The 15,530-nt window shown below is 62.8% G+C and carries 18 protein-coding genes; 14 read left to right on the forward strand and 4 right to left on the reverse strand.

What is annotated here, in order from left to right; translation table 11 throughout:
* Positions 1-41: 41 nt before the first annotated feature.
* From J2J99_RS05205 to J2J99_RS05215, 3 genes are all read left to right on the forward strand, one after another.
* Positions 42-371: an NIPSNAP family protein gene (locus J2J99_RS05205; RefSeq protein ID WP_168301860.1), complete on the forward strand. Its 330-nt coding sequence runs from the start codon at positions 42-44 to the stop codon at positions 369-371.
* Positions 368-718, forward strand: a complete 351-nt coding sequence (locus tag J2J99_RS05210) for an antibiotic biosynthesis monooxygenase family protein (protein ID WP_168301859.1) — start codon at positions 368-370, stop codon at positions 716-718. The genes J2J99_RS05205 and J2J99_RS05210 overlap by 4 nt, the downstream gene beginning before the upstream one ends.
* Before the next feature lie 121 nt (positions 719-839).
* Positions 840-1,982, forward strand: coding sequence for a site-specific DNA-methyltransferase (locus tag J2J99_RS05215; RefSeq protein ID WP_168301858.1), 1,143 nt, complete (start codon positions 840-842; stop codon positions 1,980-1,982).
* Positions 1,983-2,079: 97 nt separating this feature from the next.
* Here J2J99_RS05215 and J2J99_RS05220 read toward each other — a convergent pair whose 3' ends face one another.
* From J2J99_RS05220 to mutY, 3 genes are read right to left on the reverse strand one after another with little or no spacing between them, the layout of a single operon-like run.
* A complete protein-coding gene (locus J2J99_RS05220) occupies positions 2,080-2,445 on the reverse strand; it encodes a nuclear transport factor 2 family protein (protein ID WP_168301857.1) in 366 nt (121 codons plus the stop codon).
* Between the two features lie 5 nt (positions 2,446-2,450).
* Positions 2,451-3,065 carry an HAD family hydrolase gene (locus J2J99_RS05225; RefSeq protein ID WP_168301856.1) on the reverse strand — a complete coding sequence of 205 codons (615 nt, stop codon included), beginning with the start codon at positions 3,063-3,065 and terminating at the stop codon, positions 2,451-2,453.
* A 2-nt stretch (positions 3,066-3,067) separates the two neighbouring features.
* A complete protein-coding gene (gene mutY / locus J2J99_RS05230; protein ID WP_168301855.1) occupies positions 3,068-4,171 on the reverse strand; it encodes an A/G-specific adenine glycosylase in 1,104 nt (367 codons plus the stop codon).
* Between the two features lie 96 nt (positions 4,172-4,267).
* Between mutY and J2J99_RS05235 the strand changes: the two genes are divergently transcribed.
* Positions 4,268-4,759, forward strand: a complete 492-nt coding sequence (locus J2J99_RS05235) for a DUF721 domain-containing protein (RefSeq protein WP_168301854.1) — start codon at positions 4,268-4,270, stop codon at positions 4,757-4,759.
* A gap of 53 nt (positions 4,760-4,812) precedes the next feature.
* Here J2J99_RS05235 and J2J99_RS05240 read toward each other — a convergent pair whose 3' ends face one another.
* The gene (locus J2J99_RS05240) at positions 4,813-5,256 is read right to left on the reverse strand and encodes an RbsD/FucU family protein (RefSeq protein WP_168301853.1); all 444 of its coding nucleotides are present in this window, start codon (positions 5,254-5,256) and stop codon (positions 4,813-4,815) included.
* A gap of 54 nt (positions 5,257-5,310) precedes the next feature.
* Here J2J99_RS05240 and J2J99_RS05245 point away from each other — a divergent pair, with 54 nt between their 5' ends.
* The 10 genes from J2J99_RS05245 to J2J99_RS05285 all read left to right on the forward strand — a co-directional run bounded on the left by J2J99_RS05245 (position 5,311) and on the right by J2J99_RS05285 (position 15,228).
* A complete protein-coding gene (locus J2J99_RS05245) occupies positions 5,311-5,514 on the forward strand; it encodes a hypothetical protein (protein WP_168301852.1) in 204 nt (67 codons plus the stop codon).
* Positions 5,498-6,502: a LacI family DNA-binding transcriptional regulator gene (locus J2J99_RS05250; RefSeq protein ID WP_168301851.1), complete on the forward strand. Its 1,005-nt coding sequence runs from the start codon at positions 5,498-5,500 to the stop codon at positions 6,500-6,502. The genes J2J99_RS05245 and J2J99_RS05250 overlap by 17 nt, the downstream gene beginning before the upstream one ends.
* A 1-nt stretch (position 6,503) precedes the next feature.
* Complete coding sequence (locus J2J99_RS05255) at positions 6,504-7,991, forward strand: sugar ABC transporter ATP-binding protein (protein WP_168301850.1); 1,488 nt, start codon at positions 6,504-6,506, stop codon at positions 7,989-7,991.
* A 13-nt stretch (positions 7,992-8,004) separates the two neighbouring features.
* Positions 8,005-8,940, forward strand: coding sequence for an ABC transporter permease (locus J2J99_RS05260; RefSeq protein ID WP_168301849.1), 936 nt, complete (start codon positions 8,005-8,007; stop codon positions 8,938-8,940).
* Between the two features lie 26 nt (positions 8,941-8,966).
* Positions 8,967-9,968: a substrate-binding domain-containing protein gene (locus tag J2J99_RS05265; protein WP_168301848.1), complete on the forward strand. Its 1,002-nt coding sequence runs from the start codon at positions 8,967-8,969 to the stop codon at positions 9,966-9,968.
* A gap of 213 nt (positions 9,969-10,181) precedes the next feature.
* Positions 10,182-10,457, forward strand: a complete 276-nt coding sequence (locus J2J99_RS05270; RefSeq protein ID WP_168301847.1) for a type II toxin-antitoxin system ParD family antitoxin — start codon at positions 10,182-10,184, stop codon at positions 10,455-10,457.
* The gene (locus J2J99_RS33875) at positions 10,447-10,638 is read left to right on the forward strand and encodes a type II toxin-antitoxin system RelE/ParE family toxin (RefSeq protein WP_246763148.1); all 192 of its coding nucleotides are present in this window, start codon (positions 10,447-10,449) and stop codon (positions 10,636-10,638) included. The genes J2J99_RS05270 and J2J99_RS33875 overlap by 11 nt, the downstream gene beginning before the upstream one ends.
* Complete coding sequence (locus J2J99_RS33880; protein WP_246735454.1) at positions 10,584-10,748, forward strand: type II toxin-antitoxin system RelE/ParE family toxin; 165 nt, start codon at positions 10,584-10,586, stop codon at positions 10,746-10,748. Before J2J99_RS33875 ends, J2J99_RS33880 begins: the two co-directional genes overlap by 55 nt.
* A gap of 142 nt (positions 10,749-10,890) precedes the next feature.
* Positions 10,891-11,661 (forward strand): DsbA family protein, encoded by a 771-nt coding sequence (locus J2J99_RS05280; protein ID WP_375337302.1) that lies wholly within the window; start codon positions 10,891-10,893, stop codon positions 11,659-11,661.
* Between the two features lie 105 nt (positions 11,662-11,766).
* Positions 11,767-15,228, forward strand: a complete 3,462-nt coding sequence (locus J2J99_RS05285; protein ID WP_168301845.1) for a chromosome segregation SMC family protein — start codon at positions 11,767-11,769, stop codon at positions 15,226-15,228.
* Positions 15,229-15,530 lie beyond the last annotated feature (302 nt).

Here is a 15,530-nt window from a genome sequence, read left to right on the forward strand (position 1 = left end):
CAGGCAATGTGCGAAAACAGGCGAGCACAAAGGAGAACCCGATGATCACCTGCTTCATCCGCTACGAAATCGAGGCCTTCAAGAAAGACGCCTTCGCCGAATATGCCCGCAACTGGGGCCAGGTGATCCCGAAAAACGGCGCCGATCTGATCGGCTATTTCGCCCCGCACGAGGGATCGGCGACGACAGCCTACGGCGTCTATAATATCGAGAGCCTCGCCGCCTACGAAGCCTATCGCGCCCGGCTGGCCGCCGACCCGCTCGGCCGCGAGAATTACGAATTTGCCAGGCGCGAACGCTTCATCCTGAAGGAAGACCGCATCTTCCTGAAAAACGTCTCCGCCCCTCACGCCAAGCTGGTGCTGCCATGATCGCCGTCATTTTCGAAGTCGTGCCCTATATGGGCGAGCGTCACAAATATCTCGATCTCGCCGGCGAATTGCGCGCCGAACTCGAAAAGATCGACGGCTTCCTCTCGATCGAACGGTTCGAGAGCCTGACGAACCGTGGCAAGCTGCTGTCGCTCTCCTTCTTCCGCGACGAGGAGGCGGTGAAGGAATGGCGCAATCTCGAGGCGCACCGGGCCGCGCAACAGGCCGGACGCGGCGGCATCTTCGCCGATTACCGCCTGCGGATTGCCAGTGTGGTGCGCGATTACGGCATGTTCGAACGCGATGAGGCGCCGGCCGACAGCCGCAGAGTTCATGACGCGGCGTGATCGTGGGAGAGGGCCGCCGGTGCAATAAATTCCCGATTTCGGCCACCCCTTCAGGCTTTGGTAACTAAGTTGCGTAACCATAACGGAGAGTTAAGCGTAGAGCGTATGAGTGAGTATCAGAATGGCGTCAGTTTTTCCGCTTGCCGACCTCAAGGCCTCCATCAAGCCGGATTCCCGGCAGGAGTCCTGGATCGACACGATCATCAAGGGTGACTGCGTCAGCGCCCTTGAAGCCTTGCCCACCCACTCCGTCGACGTGATCTTTGCCGATCCGCCCTATAACCTCCAGCTCGGCGGAACGCTGCACCGTCCCGACCAGTCGCTGGTCGATGCGGTCGACGACGAATGGGATCAGTTTGCCTCCTTCGAGGCCTATGACGCCTTCACCCGCGCCTGGCTGCTCGCCTGCCGCCGTGTCTTGAAGCCGACCGGCTCGATCTGGGTGATCGGCTCCTACCACAACATCTTCCGCGTCGGCGCGACGCTGCAGGATCTGAACTTCTGGATCCTGAACGACATCATCTGGCGCAAGACCAATCCGATGCCGAATTTCAAGGGCCGCCGTTTCCAGAACGCCCATGAGACGATGATCTGGGCAAGTCCCAATGCCAAGGCCAAGGGCTATACCTTCAACTACGATGCGATGAAGGCGGCCAATGACGACGTGCAGATGCGCTCCGACTGGCTGTTCCCGATCTGCAACGGCAATGAACGGCTGAAGGGTGAGGACGGCAAGAAGGTGCATCCGACCCAGAAGCCGGAAGCGCTGCTCGCCCGCGTCATCATGGCTTCGACCAAACCCGGCGATATCGTGCTCGATCCCTTCTTCGGCTCGGGAACGACGGGCGCCGTCGCCAAGCGCCTCGGCCGTCACTTCGTCGGCATCGAGCGCGAGCAGGATTATATCGATGCGGCATCGGCCCGCATCGCCGCCGTCGAGCCGCTCGGCAAGGCGGAGCTGACCGTCATGACCGGCAAGAAGGCCGAAGTCCGCGTCGCCTTCAACGTGCTTGTTGAAAGCGGCCTGATCAAGCCCGGCCAGGTGCTGACCGACGCCAAGCGCCGTTATAGCGCGATCGTGCGCGCCGACGGCACGGTGGCATCAGGCGGCGAGGCCGGCTCCATTCATCGTCTCGGCGCCAAGGTGCAGGGTCTCGATGCATGCAACGGATGGACCTTCTGGCATTTCGAAGACGGGCAGTCCCTGCGCCCGATCGACGATCTCAGGTCCATCATCCGCAGTGATCTGGCGAAGGTGGAGTGAGCAGCACTTTCGCAAGATCGACATAGCTTCTTCCGGTTTCCTCCAGTTGCGGAAGAAGGCCAAGGCGCCCGGGGTTCGAACCCGGGCGTCTTCTATTTTAGAAATCCTTGTAGTCGGTGACGTCGACGCGGATGATGCGGCCTTCCGAATTGAAGGTGATCGTCTCCTCGCCCTCGCGGATCAGCGGCTTGCCCGTTTTGCTGTGGGTGGCGCGGAGCGACCAGACGGCCCGGCCGGATAGCGGCGTCAGTGTCTCGACAAGAGAGTTTTCCGCCGTCTGATCGGGATAGTCGTCGAAATAGCGCCGGAAGGCGGCCATAATCTCGGGCCGTCCCGAAAGGCTGCCGACGCCATTCGAGATATAGGTGGCGTCGTCGGCGAAATAGCCCTCGATAACAGGAAAATCCAGCGCGTTGATCGCGGCGTGGAAGCGTTCGATTTCCTCTGCCGGGTCGAAGGCCATGGCGCTCAAACCTTCAGACCGTAGTCAGCGAGATCGCTGCGCAGCTTCTCGGCGCCCGAAAACAGCACCGCGTTCCAGCCGAAGGCCCTGGCGCCTTCGACATTAACAGGCGCGTCGTCGATGAAGATCGTCGCCTTCGGATCGAGGCCGAAGCTCCTCGTATGGCTCGCGTAGATCGCGGCATCCGGCTTGATCAGGCCGACATCGCCGGAAACGGTCACGCCGCGCGGCAGCTTGAGGAAAGGAAAGCGCTCCTGCGCCTCGCGAAAAGTGTCGGAGGCGAAATTGGTCAGCATCGTTACGTCGCGGCCTTCGGCGATCAGCCCTTCCAGGATCGCGACGCTGTCGTCATAGGCGTGCGGCACCATCTCGTGCCAGTATTTGCGGAAGGCGCGGATATGCTCTTCGCGAGCCGGATGCGCGGCAATCAGCAGCGCTTCGGCCTCTTCCCAGGTGCGGCCGCGGTCCTGCTCGATGTTCCAGTCATGGGTGCAGATATTGGCGAAAAACCAGTTGCGCTCGGTCTCATCGGGAATGAGGCGGGCGAAGGGAAGATGCGGATCGTAATGAATAAGAACTTTGCCGATATCGAAAACGATGTGTTTTATCTCGGGGGTCATGGTCATGCCTTGGATGTTTTGAACGCGAGAGGAATAGCCGCTGCGATCGCTTTTTTCATGATGGTCGGCAAGGCCTGCGCTTCAAGATTTGTAACCGGCTCCCACCATTCGTCATTCACGCCATCATTCAGCGTCGGCTTTGCAGCGATCGCCGCCCGCCAGATCGACAGCCGGAGTTCGAAATGGGTGAAGACATGAATGACGGTGCCGCAGGCTAGCCAGGCCGCCTCGAAGGGCGCGGCGGTGACGGAGGTCTCGCCGTCGATGCGCGCAGTCCAGGCCGTCGTCGGCACCTCGGTCATGCCGCCGAGCAGGCCGCTTTCCGCCCGCCGCCTGAGCAGGATCTCGCCATCGCCCGTTACCGCGATGAAGGCCGCGCCGTGGCGCACCGGCTTTTCCTTCTTCGCCGCCTTGACGGGAAAGAGTTCGGGATCGGAAAGCTTCAGCGCCTGACACGATCCGCGGAACAGACAGAGCGAACAAGCCGGCCGCTTCGGCGTGCAGATCGTCGCGCCGAGATCCATCATCGCCTGGGCGAAATCGCCGGGCCGATCGGCGGGCGTCATCAGCGCCACCTTGTCCTTCATCACGGGCTTGGCGGCCGGCAGCGACGTTTCGATCGCATGGAGCCTGGAGATCACCCGCTCGACATTGCCGTCCATGACGGCCGCCCGCCGGTTGAAGGCGATGGCCGCGACGGCCGCCGCCGTATAGTCGCCGATGCCGGGCAGCGCCTTGAGGCCGGCTTCGGTATCGGGAAAGATACCGCCGTGCTCCTTCGCTACCGCCTCGGCGCATTTCTTCAGATTGCGGGCCCGCGCATAATAGCCGAGCCCCGCCCAGGCGGCCATGACCGCGTCGCTTTCGGCCGAGGCAAGGTCGGTGACCTCGGGCCAGCGCGTGAGAAACCGCTCGAAATAGGGTTTGACCACCTGCACCGTCGTCTGCTGCAGCATCACTTCCGACAGCCAGACACGATAGGGATCGGGCTTGACGCCGCGCGCTGCCATGGCGGGCGTCACCCGCCAGGGCAGATCGCGGTGATGGCGGTCGTACCAGTCGAGCAGGGGCTGTGCGTGAGGCGTGTCGGGTGTGGTGATCGTCATGATTTGCCGCGATGAGGGGAAGGCCCTATACTTGGCGAAGCAATGGCGCGCGATCAAGGCGGCCGCGCCAATTGGCAGCCGTGCCCAAGGGTTTCGATGAGTTATCCACGCAAAGATGTGAAGCAGATTTCCGAGCTGGCGAACGGGCTGATCGATCCTGTCCTGGCGCGCCGCGCCGGCATCAACACGGCGCTGCTTGGCTCGTGGAGCGAAATCGCCGGCGAGGATTTCGCCGATTGCACCCGGCCCGAAAAGATCGCCTGGGCCCGCGGCGGCGGCGATGACGGCAGCTTCCGCCCCGGCGTGCTGACGATCGCCTGCGAAGGCGCGCGCGCGCTTTTCCTCACCCATGCCCAGGGCGAACTCATCCAGCGCATCAACAGCTTCTTCGGCTTTTCCGCCGTCCACCAGATCCGCATCGTCCAGAAGCCGGTGTCGCAAGCCATCCGCCGCTCCCGCACGCCGCCGCCGCTGAAGGGCGAGGCCGCCCGCAAGCTCGAAGGCATGATGGAGGGCATCGAGGGTGACAAGCTGCGCCAGGCGATCCAGCGCCTGGGGACAGCGGTGATGGGCAAGCGGGGACGCTAGTCATTTGCCCGTCCGGGAACGCGCCGGGCTGCGGGGCTTCACCGCGACCGCCGCTAAACGACACCTTTTTTCAAGATGAAATTTCCATAGGGGCGCGTTTCGCCCGTCTGTACCACCGCGAAACAGGCTTCTGCGATTGGATAGTAGGCGAAGCGCTCGACAGGCTTGCTCGTGATGCCGCGCTGTTCGGCCGTTGCGCAAAGCAATTCCACATCCGAATGAACGGGCAGTAATATCCCGGCCTGATCCGGATCCTCCATATGCATGAGCGGCTGTTCGACGAAGTGGTCGAGCGGCATGACCGCCAGGATCGCCTCTATGGTGTCCGTGGCGCTGGCCGCGTTCATCGATATGAGTTTGCCGCTTACGGTCTTTTTCGAGACGCGGGACGCCGAGAAATTCTTGTCGACGATGGCGATCTCGTCGCCATGGCCCATCGCGCTCAGTATCCACAAAAGATCCGGGCAAAGAATCCCGGGGATGTTTTTCAGTGCCATATGTGGTGCCTCCCTTCAGCTCTGTATACCACCATAAATCACCGAAGAAAACGCTTGCGCAAACGTTTCGATGGTCATACCTTGAATGCGACCGGTTCATTGGAGGATGAAACGGACAGCAAGCGATCGGCAGGCTGCGGCCTGTTCGGGATCGCCTGGATATTTCGATTTCGTTCGGAGGAGGCGACGCGACGATGGCTTGAAGCTGTTGCGTCGGGCGTAATGGGGGAAGTCTGCAATCATGGCGACAATCACTGATGTCGCGCGCGCCGCGGGCGTGTCGGTCTCTACCGTTTCGCACGTCATCAATGGCACGCGGCATGTGAATGAGGCGACGGCGAAGCTCGTCAAAGAGGCGATCGAAAACCTCGGATTTGTGCCGAACGCCGTGGCCCGGTCACTGGTGCGATCCTCGACAGACGCCGTCGGGATCGCGATTTCGATCAGCACCAACTACTATTTCAACGATATCGTATCCTCTATCGAACGGGCCTGCGCCGCGATCGGGCAGCTCGTCTTTCTCTGCGACACGCAGAACGATCCGGCGACCGAACTGAAGCTGGTCCGCGAATTGGTCCAGCGGCGGGTGGACGGAGTGATTCTCGCTCCATCAAACGATCCCGAAAACCGCGCCGTCGAATATCTCAGATCGGCTCGCATGCCATTCGTGCTCGTCGATCGTCTGACCGTTGATGATGCGGATGGGGTTTGCCTGGACAATGAGGCGGCGATGGAAACGCTGATCGACCACCTTGTGGGTCACGGTCACCGCCGCATCGGCCTCATCGCCGGCGAGCCCGGCCTGCGTTCCACCATTGAGCGCGTGCGTGGATATGTCGGCGCCATGCGCAAGCACGGGCTCGAAATCGATCGCAGTCTGATGAGCGAGGGCAATGCGAACAGTTCGGAGGCCCGCCAGTCGGCATTCGACATCCTAAGCCGGGCGGACCGGCCGACGGCGATCGCCTCGGGCAACAATCTGGCCACGATCGGCGTCATGCGCGCGGTGCGGGATCTTGGATTGCGCGTTTCGGAGGATCTTGCGCTGATCGGCTTTGACGATTTCGACTGGGCAGATTGCTTCGAGCCGCGGCTGACCGTCATGGCGCAGCCGAGCGAAATGATCGGCATGCAGGCGGCGGAAATGCTGGCCAGGCAGATCAAGTCGAGCACCGAAAGCGTGCGGCAGGTCCGCCTGCCGGCAAAACTGACAGTTCGCCGCTCCTGCGGCTGCGGAGGGCACTGAAATGACGTCGGCACTGGCTCTTGCTGGGATCACCAAATCCTTTCCGGGCGTGCGCGCCTTGAAGGGCGTGTCGTTTTCCCTGGAGCCCGGGGAAATCAGGGCGCTGGTGGGTGAGAACGGCGCTGGAAAATCGACGCTGATGAAGATCCTCTCCGGCGCCTATTCCGCCGACGAGGGGCGTATCGAGCTTTTTGGCGAAGAGGTCCTCGATCCGACTCCGGCGGGAATGATCGCACGCGGTGTTGCGGTTATTTATCAAGAACTGGCTCAGGCGCCGCACCTGACCGTCGCAGAAAACGTTCTGATGGGTCGGTTGCCGCGCAAGGGCGCCCTGATCGATTGGGGCGAAGCAAAGCGCCGGACCATCGAGGTCGTAGACCGGCTCGGTTTCGATGTCGATCCGACGGCTCGGATCGGAACGCTTTCCGTTGCCAAGCGCCAGATGGTTGAGATCGCCAAGGCGCTTGCGCGCGACGCGAAGATCATCGTTCTCGATGAGCCGTCGGCCGTATTGGCGCAGGCGGAGATCGACCAGTTGTTCCGGGTTGTCAAACAACTGGCACGCGAGAGCGGCGTAGCTTTCGTCTATATCTCGCATCGTCTGCGCGAAGTTTTTGAACTGAGCGATACGGTGACCGTTCTGCGCGATGGCACGGTCATCCACAATGGACCCTCCAATGGCCTGACGACGGACGACCTCATTCGCAGCATGGTGGGGAGGGACGTGGGCGACGTCTTTCCCAAGCGTACGCCCCGGATCGGCGAGGAAGCCTTGTCGGCCAAGGGTATTTCGACGCAGGCTCTGCTCAGAAACGTCAGCATCCACGTTCGAAAAGGCGAGATCGTCGGTCTCTTCGGGCTGGCGGGCGCCGGCCGCACGGAGCTTTTGCGCGCCATCTACGGTGCCGACCCGCGCGATGCCGGCGAGGTCAGCATCAACGGCGCCATGACCAGCATCGGTTCGCCGCGCGCTGGCATCATCAAGGGACTGGGCTTGGTGCCGGAGGACCGCAAGACCGAAGGTCTCTTCCTGATACAGAGCGTTGGTTTCAACATCATGTCGGCCAGTCTCGCGCAGATCGTCCGCTTCGGACTTTTGTCCCTTCGCCGCGAACACAAAATAGTCAGCGTCCTGATCGAGCGGCTGCGGATCAGGACGCCGAACGCCGCAGCAGCGACGCAGAACCTTTCGGGCGGCAATCAGCAAAAATGCGTGCTGGCGAGGCTTGTCAGTGCGGGATGCGAGATCCTTTTGGCCGACGAGCCCACACGCGGGGTCGATGTCGGGGCCAAGCGTGAGATTTATGACCTGCTGGTTGAACTCGCGGAATCCCGCGGACTGGCGATCGTCATGGCTTCTTCCGAACTCCCGGAAATCCTTGGTCTGTGCGACCGGCTCTATGTCTTGAGAGAGGGCGAGGTAACGGCCGAGCTCGACGCGCGCACTGCAACCGAAGAAGAAGTCATGTACTTCGCGGCGCTACATTGATGAAGGGTCTACGATGAAGAAAAAACTTCCGCGGGGAACGGGGCTTGCCGGCGCACTGATCGTACTGATCATCGCCGCCTCGCTGATCTCCCCTCATTTTCTCAATCCTATCAATATCCTGAATGTCCTCAGACAAGTCGCCCTCTATGGGATTCTCGGCATAGGAATGACATTCGTGATCCTGACTAAAGGGATCGACCTTTCGGTTGGCTCGATCGTCGCGCTGGTCGGCGTCACCGGCGCGGTATTGATGGAGCAGGGCATGCCCATCCCCCTGATGGTGCTGATCTGCATCGCCATCGGCGCACTTGTCGGCTGCGTGAACGGCTTCGGCATTTCCTTTTTCCGCATTCCGGCCTTCATCATGACCCTCGGCTGCATGGTCATGGTGCGCGGTTTCGCGCTAATGATCGCCGATGGGGGCACCGTCAATCCGGGCAAGCTCGCCGAAAACTTCTTCGTGCTCGGCGGGGGCTACATGCTCGGCGTGCCGACGCCGATCTACGTCTTCGCGATCGTCTGTATCGTCGCCGCCGTCGTGCTCGGCTTCACGCCGTTCGGCCGCGCCATCTATGCGGTCGGCAGCAATGAGGAGGCAGCAAGGCTCTCCGGTATCAATGTGCCGCTCGTCATCTTCAGCGTCTACATCATCTGCGGCGTGCTGGCAGCGCTTTCGGGGCTGATTTTCCTGTCCCGCCTTTCCGTCGGCGACCCGAATTCCGGCCTCGGCCTCGAACTGGAAGCAATTACGATCGCGGTGATCGGCGGCACGTCGCTGTTTGGCGGCGAAGGCACGGTGCTCGGCACGATGGGCGGCGCCATGGTGCTGGCCATCATCGCAAACATTCTCAATCTCGCAGGCGTTTCACCATTCTCCCAACAGGTGGTGAAGGGCGCGATCATCGTTCTTGCCGTGCTGCTCGAAGCCGGAAGAAAGGCACGCAGGTAGCGTGTTCACCAACGGGAGGACTTGAAATGCTTAACATCACCAGACGCATGCTCATCATCTCCGCCGGGCTCGCCACCGTCCTGACGGCCGCCCCCGCCTTCAGCGCCGACCAGATCGTCATCGGCTTCTCGCAGGCGAGCTCGAACTCGGCCCATCGCAACACGATGACCAAACGCAATCAGGCCTATGCCGCGGAACACTTCAAGGATGTCGATCTGATCGTCACCAACGCGGAAGGCAAGTCCGCAAAGCAGATTTCGGATGTCGAAAGCCTGATGGTGCAAGGCATGAAGGTTTTAATGATCTCGGCTCAGGATGGCGCCGCCATCGCTCCAACCGTCAAGCAGGTGCTAGCCGCCGGCATTCCGGTGATCACGCTCGAGCGCAGCCTCGATATTCCGGTCACGCTGCATGTCGGCCCGCACAACAAACCCATCGGTACGCTTGCCGGCAAGTACATAGCCGAAGCACTGAAAGGCAAGGGGAACGTCGTGGAGATCAAGGGCGACCCGGCTGTCGCTCCTGCGGTCGAGCGCCATGAAGGGTTTGCCGAAGCTATCGCCGGCACCGATATCAAGGTGATCGCCGAAACCCACGCCGATTGGGATCAGGAAAAGGCGCTGAAGTTCATGGAAGACACGCTCCAGCGTTTCCCGGCCGGGCAGATCCAGGCCGTTTACGCCCACAACGACAACATGGCGTTCGGTGCGCTGCGGGCGATCCAGGCTGCCGGCCGCGATAAGGAAGGCATCCTCATCATCGGCATCGACGGCGAGAATGCCGCCATCCGTGCCGTTGCCAAGGGCGATCTGACCGCGACCTTCACCTATTCCACAGTCGCGCCCGAAGGCGTCATTGCGGCCCACGCGCTTGCCACCAACGACACGGCAGCGCTGGAGAAGCTCGGAACCCTGACGAAGAAAGACGACGGCTCGATGGAAATCGAAATCGCGTCGAAGATGATCACCAAGGAAAATGCCGCCGATTTCTTCTGCAAGGGCTTCGGCGACGACCCCGAATGCAAGTGATCCGGTAGAGTTCGACGTCCGGCGCGACAACAGACGCGCCGGACTTTCGTTTGGGATCGGCGGCGAAGGCGCGCGCGCTTTCCTCACCCACGCCCCGGGTGAACTTTCTCAGCGTGTCAACAATTTCATCCCCAGACCCGCTCGAGATGCCAAACTTACTTGAACCGCTCCATAAGTGTATTACACTGTAATTATCTGACCGGAGGAAACAGGATGCGCAGCAGCAAGCCCATTACAGTCACGCTCGGCAGCCAGCAGAAAAGCTTGGACGCCCGGCTGCAATCGGGTGCCTATAGCTCAGCAAGCGAGGTTATTCGCGCTGCTTTGCGCGCGCTCGACCGGGAAGAAGATGCGATCAACGAAATCATGCGCCAGAAAATTCGCGAAGCGATCGACGATCCGGGTTCGGATATTGATGCCGATACGGTTTTTGAGCGGCTCGAACGTCTGCATGTTGAACGGATGAAGGCCGGGCGCGGTGACGTTTAAAGTCGCGTTTCGCCCCAGGGCGGAGAAGGATCTGTTTGATATTTATGAATTCATTGCTGCCGACAATCCTCCGGCGGCGATCGAATTCATCCGCCGGCTGAGACATTCTGCCATCAGCTGGAGGACATGCCCGAAAGGGGATCGCCGCGCGACGATTTTGCGCCGGGCGTCCGCATTTTGATTTTCGAACGGCGTGTGACCATTGCTTACCGGATCACCAAGGATCGCGTCCAAGTGCTGAGGCTGTTCTACGCCGGCCGGAATACGCCTTCGGCCTTCCACCGAAACTGAGAATTGAGCATTTCGGGCTCTCGGTCCCATCACGGTCACAATTCTTTGAAGAAAGTTGGTTCAGCGTGGCTTGTGAGCGGCCGTCAGCCGTTATATCGCACAGTCACGCCGTCACTCTCATACCTATGGGGAATCCATGCAGATGTCCGAAATGCAACTGACGAAACGCCGCCTCCTGGGTGGGATCGCCATCGCCGCAGCTGCCGCAGCGCTTGCCGCCTGCAACGACAGCAAGGACGCTGCCGATGCATCGTCCCCCGGCAAGACCATGGCTGACGGCACCAATGTCGATACCATCAAGACGGCGGCGACGTCCTCCGCCGACATGCCGCAGGCCGACGGCGATGTCGATATGGCCGAGGTGCTGAAGCCCGGCGCGCTGCCGGAGATGGCGCTCGGCAAGGCCGATGCTCCGGTCAAGATCGTCGAATATATGTCGATGACCTGCCCGCATTGCGCCCATTTCCACAACACCACCTTCGACGCCATCAAGCAGAAATACGTCGACGCCGGCAAGGTGCAGTTCATCATCCGCGAATTCCCTTTCGATCCGCGTGCCGCCGCCGCCTTCATGCTCGCCCGCTGCAGCGCTTCCGATCCGCAGCAGCTGAGCACCCCGGAACAGTATTTCCCGATGGTCTCCATGCTGTTCAAGCAGCAGCAGGTCTGGGCCGCCGCCGATGACGGCCGCGCTGCACTGCTGCAGATGTCGAAGCTCGCCGGATTTACTGAGGATAGCTTCACGAAATGCTTGACGAACCAGAAGCTTCTGGATGAAGTGAACGCCACGCGGGAGAGGGGATCCAAGGATTTCGGCGTCAACGCCACGCCGACTTTCCTCATCAATGGCAAGCGCTATTCTGGAGACATGTCGGTTGACATCATGTCGAAGCTCATCGACAGCCTCATCTGAGCCGGATCGTTTCGAAACAACGGGCGACGGTGAAAGCCGTGCGCCCGTTTTTTTGTGGCTGGGTGGCGGCGGTTCCAAACCCGCAGAGCCCTGCGGAGCTTCCGCATGAAGTTCAACAAGCTGCGCCTCGTCGGCTTCAAATCCTTCGTCGAGCCGACGGAATTCATCATCGAGCGGGGGCTGACCGGCGTTGTCGGCCCGAACGGCTGCGGCAAGTCGAACCTCGTCGAGGCGCTGCGCTGGGTGATGGGCGAGAATTCCTACAAGAACATGCGCGCCTCCGGCATGGACGACGTGATCTTTTCCGGTTCCGGCAACCGTCCGGCCCGCAACACCGCCGAAGTCGCGCTCTATCTCGACAATACCGAGCGCACGGCGCCCGCTGCCTTCAACGATGCCGACGAGATCCAGGTCACCCGCCGCATCGAGCGCGAACAGGGTTCGCTCTATCGCATCAACGGCAAGGAAAGCCGCGCCAAGGACGTGCAGCTGCTGTTCGCCGACGCTTCCACCGGCGCCCGTTCGCCCTCGATGGTCGGCCAGGGTCGTATCGGCGAGCTGATCGCCGCAAAGCCGCAGGCCCGCCGCCAGCTGCTCGAAGAGGCAGCCGGCATTTCGGGCCTGCATTCGCGCCGCCATGAGGCCGAACTGCGTCTGCGCGCCGCCGAAACCAATCTCGAACGGCTCGACGACGTCACCTCCCAGCTCGAAAGTCAGATCGAGAGCCTGAAGCGCCAGGCCCGCCAGGCCAATCGCTTCAAGACCCTGTCGGCCGATATCCGCGGCCGCGAAGCGATGCTGCTGCATATCCGCTGGGTGCAGGCCAAGGAGGCCGAGGCCGAGGCCGACAGCGCATTGAACCAGGCGACATCAATCGTCGCCGAAAAGGCGCAAGCTCAGATGGAGGCGGCGAAAAGCCAGGGCGTTGCCAGCCTGAAGCTGCCGGAACTGCGCGAGGGCGAGGCCCGTGCCGCCGCCGCCCTGCAGCGCCTGCAGATCGCCCGCAGCCAGCTGGAGGAGGATGCCGGCCGCATCCTGCGCCGCCGCGACGAGCTCACCCGCCGTCTCGCCCAGCTGTCAGAAGACATCCGCCGCGAGGAGCGGCTGGTCGCCGACAATGCCGTCATCCTGGCGCGGCTCGATGCCGAAGAGGCCGAGATTGCAGAAGTGCTTGCCGATTCCGGCCGTTATGCCGAGGAAACCCGCGAGGCCTTCGAGGGCGCCGCCACGAAGCTTGCCGACAGCGAGCGCGTCTTCGCCCAGCTGACCGCCGAGCGCGCCGAGGCCGCTGCCGGCCGCAACCAGCTGGAGCGCGCCATCCGCGATCTCGCCGACCGCCGCATGCGCCTCGAACGGCAGATGGACGAGGCGAACCAGGAACTTGCGGCCATCGGCGAGAAGATATCAGGCCTGCCCGATCCCGACGAGAAGCGCGCCATCGTCGAGGCCGGCGAAATCGCACTGGCCGAGGCCGATGCCGCCGTCCAGGCGGTCGAACAGGCGTTGGCCGTCGCCCGCCAGACCGAGGCGCTGTCGCGCGCGCCTGTCGAGCAGTCCCGCTCCGCCCTGAATGCGCTGGAAACCGAAGCCCGCACCATTTCCCGAATGCTCGCCGCCGGGGCGGCGGCCGGGAAATTCTCCCCTGTCGCCGACGAACTGAAGGTCGATCGCGGCTTCGAAACCGCCCTCGGAGCAGCTCTCGGCGACGATCTGGAATCGCCGCTCGATGCCGAGGCGCCGGCTTATTGGTCGGAGAATGGCGATGGCGCCGGCGATCCCGCGCTTCCCGCAGGTGTGATACCGCTGCTCGCGCATGTCCGCGCGCCCGGCGCGCTCACCCGCCGCCTGCGCCAGATCGGTCTGGTCGGCGAGGGCGAGGTGCAAGCGCTGATGGCAGCGCTGAAACCCGGCCAGCGGCTGGTGACGAAGGAAGGCGCCGTCTATCGCTGGGACGGCCATGTCACCGGCGCCGATGCCCCGAGTGCCGCGGCACTGCGCCTTGCCCAGAAGAACCGCCTGGCCGAACTCGAAAGTGAAGCGGCGATTGCCCGCGACGTGCTTGCCGAGGCCGAGGAACGGCAGGCAGCCGCCGCCGAAGCCATCCGCATCGAGGAACGCAGGCTCGCGGAAGCCCGCGACATGAGCCGCCTGTCCGCGCGCCATCTCGCCGAGGCGCGCGAGGCGCTGGCCGCGGCCGAGCGTGCCTCCGGCGATCTGATCCGCCGACGCGACGTCGTCAGCGTGGCGGCGAGCCAGCTCGGCGCGCAGCTGGAGGAGATCGGCATCCAGGAGGAAAACGCCCGCATCGAGCTGGAGGACGCGCCCGACCTGACTGCGATCGACGAGCGGCTGCGCTTCCAGCAGGCGGAGGTGGCGACCGATCGCGGCGCACTCGCCGAGGCCCGTGCCCGCCACGAGAGCCTCGCGAGGGAAAACGAGGCCCGCCAGCGCCGCATGATGGCGATCGGCCAGGAGCGCGAGACCTGGCGCCAGCGGGCGGCAAGCGGCGAGGATCATGTCGCCACGCTGCGCGAACGCGAGGAAGAGGCGCGCGAGGAGGCGGCCGAACTGGAAATGGCGCCGGATGAATTCGACGACAAGCGCCGCGCCCTGCTCAGCGAATTGCAGAAGGCCGAGGAGGCGCGCCGCAACGCCGGCGATCTCCTGGCCGAGGCCGAGCGCATCCAGCGCGAGGCCGACCATAAGGCGGCGACCGCCCTTTCCGAGCTTGCCGAACACCGCGAACGGCGCGGCCGCGCCGAAGAGCGCCTCGTTTCCGCCCGCGAGCGCCGGCAGGAAAGCGAAAGCCGCATCCGCGAAGTGCTGAACGTGCCGCCGCACGAGGCGTTGCGGCTCGCCGGCCTCCAGCCGATGCAGGCGCTGCCCGATCCGCGTGAGGTTGAGCGCGATCTCGAGCGGCTGAAGATCGAGCGCGAGCGGCTCGGCGCCGTAAACCTGCGCGCCGACGAGGAGCAGAAGGAGCTGAGCGACAAGCTCGAAGCGCTGATCAAGGAGCGCGACGACGTCATCGATGCGATCCGCAAGCTGCGTGGCGCCATCCAGAGCTTGAACCGGGAGGGACGCGAACGGCTGATCGCCGCCTTCGACGTCGTCAACGGCCAGTTCCAGCGGCTGTTCACTCATCTCTTCGGCGGCGGCACCGCCGAGCTGCAACTGATCGAATCCGACGATCCGCTGGAGGCCGGCCTGGAAATCCTGGCGCGCCCGCCCGGCAAGAAGCCGCAGACGATGACGCTGTTGTCGGGCGGCGAGCAGGCGCTGACGGCGATGGCGCTGATCTTTGCCGTCTTCCTGACCAATCCCGCGCCGATCTGCGTGCTCGACGAAGTGGACGCGCCGCTCGACGACCACAATGTCGAGCGCTATTGCAACCTGATGGACGAAATGGCGGCCTCCACCGAAACCCGCTTCGTCATCATCACCCACAACCCGATCACCATGGCCCGCATGAACCGCCTCTTCGGCGTCACCATGGCCGAACAGGGCGTCTCCACCCTCGTCTCCGTCGACCTGCAGACGGCCGAACGCCTGCGCGAGATCGCGTGAGGCTTGCATGGGGCCATGGATCCCAGGGTCAAGCCCTGGGATGACGGAGGAGAGGTGGTGCTCGGGAGGACGAGGAGCGGTATTGCCTGGGCCGGAGGAGAGGTGATGCCGGTTGACGGCGAAAGGGTTGGTGCCCGGGCACATCGGCTCCGCAGGCGCGATGAAGCTACGGCAAGAGAACGGCGGAGCAAGCTGCGTCGCCGGTGCGTTTGGCGAGACGTCAACTCCATACTCCGTCATCCCAGGGCTTGACCCTGGGATCCACGACCAAGCGCGCGGACTTCTGTTTCTCTGCAGTGGAA

This window comes from Rhizobium binae, from assembly GCF_017357225.1.
Classification (GTDB): Bacteria; Pseudomonadota; Alphaproteobacteria; order Rhizobiales; family Rhizobiaceae; genus Rhizobium; species Rhizobium binae.

Excerpts from the sequence above, each read along its gene's own strand:
- J2J99_RS05205 (WP_168301860.1), top strand. The coding sequence starts at position 42 with ATGATCACCTGCTTCATCCGCTACGAAATCGAGGCCTTCAAGAAAGAC.
- J2J99_RS05210 (WP_168301859.1), top strand. The coding sequence starts at position 368 with ATGATCGCCGTCATTTTCGAAGTCGTGCCCTATATGGGCGAGCGTCAC.
- J2J99_RS05215 (WP_168301858.1), top strand. The coding sequence starts at position 840 with ATGGCGTCAGTTTTTCCGCTTGCCGACCTCAAGGCCTCCATCAAGCCG.
- J2J99_RS05220 (WP_168301857.1), bottom strand. The coding sequence starts at position 2,445 with ATGGCCTTCGACCCGGCAGAGGAAATCGAACGCTTCCACGCCGCGATC.
- J2J99_RS05225 (WP_168301856.1), bottom strand. The coding sequence starts at position 3,065 with ATGACCCCCGAGATAAAACACATCGTTTTCGATATCGGCAAAGTTCTT.
- mutY (WP_168301855.1), bottom strand. The coding sequence starts at position 4,171 with ATGACGATCACCACACCCGACACGCCTCACGCACAGCCCCTGCTCGAC.
- J2J99_RS05235 (WP_168301854.1), top strand. The coding sequence starts at position 4,268 with ATGAGTTATCCACGCAAAGATGTGAAGCAGATTTCCGAGCTGGCGAAC.
- J2J99_RS05240 (WP_168301853.1), bottom strand. The coding sequence starts at position 5,256 with ATGGCACTGAAAAACATCCCCGGGATTCTTTGCCCGGATCTTTTGTGG.
- J2J99_RS05250 (WP_168301851.1), top strand. The coding sequence starts at position 5,498 with ATGGCGACAATCACTGATGTCGCGCGCGCCGCGGGCGTGTCGGTCTCT.
- J2J99_RS05255 (WP_168301850.1), top strand. The coding sequence starts at position 6,504 with ATGACGTCGGCACTGGCTCTTGCTGGGATCACCAAATCCTTTCCGGGC.
- J2J99_RS05260 (WP_168301849.1), top strand. The coding sequence starts at position 8,005 with ATGAAGAAAAAACTTCCGCGGGGAACGGGGCTTGCCGGCGCACTGATC.
- J2J99_RS05265 (WP_168301848.1), top strand. The coding sequence starts at position 8,967 with ATGCTTAACATCACCAGACGCATGCTCATCATCTCCGCCGGGCTCGCC.
- J2J99_RS05270 (WP_168301847.1), top strand. The coding sequence starts at position 10,182 with ATGCGCAGCAGCAAGCCCATTACAGTCACGCTCGGCAGCCAGCAGAAA.
- J2J99_RS33880 (WP_246735454.1), top strand. The coding sequence starts at position 10,584 with ATGCCCGAAAGGGGATCGCCGCGCGACGATTTTGCGCCGGGCGTCCGC.
- J2J99_RS05280 (WP_375337302.1), top strand. The coding sequence starts at position 10,891 with ATGTCCGAAATGCAACTGACGAAACGCCGCCTCCTGGGTGGGATCGCC.
- J2J99_RS05285 (WP_168301845.1), top strand. The coding sequence starts at position 11,767 with ATGAAGTTCAACAAGCTGCGCCTCGTCGGCTTCAAATCCTTCGTCGAG.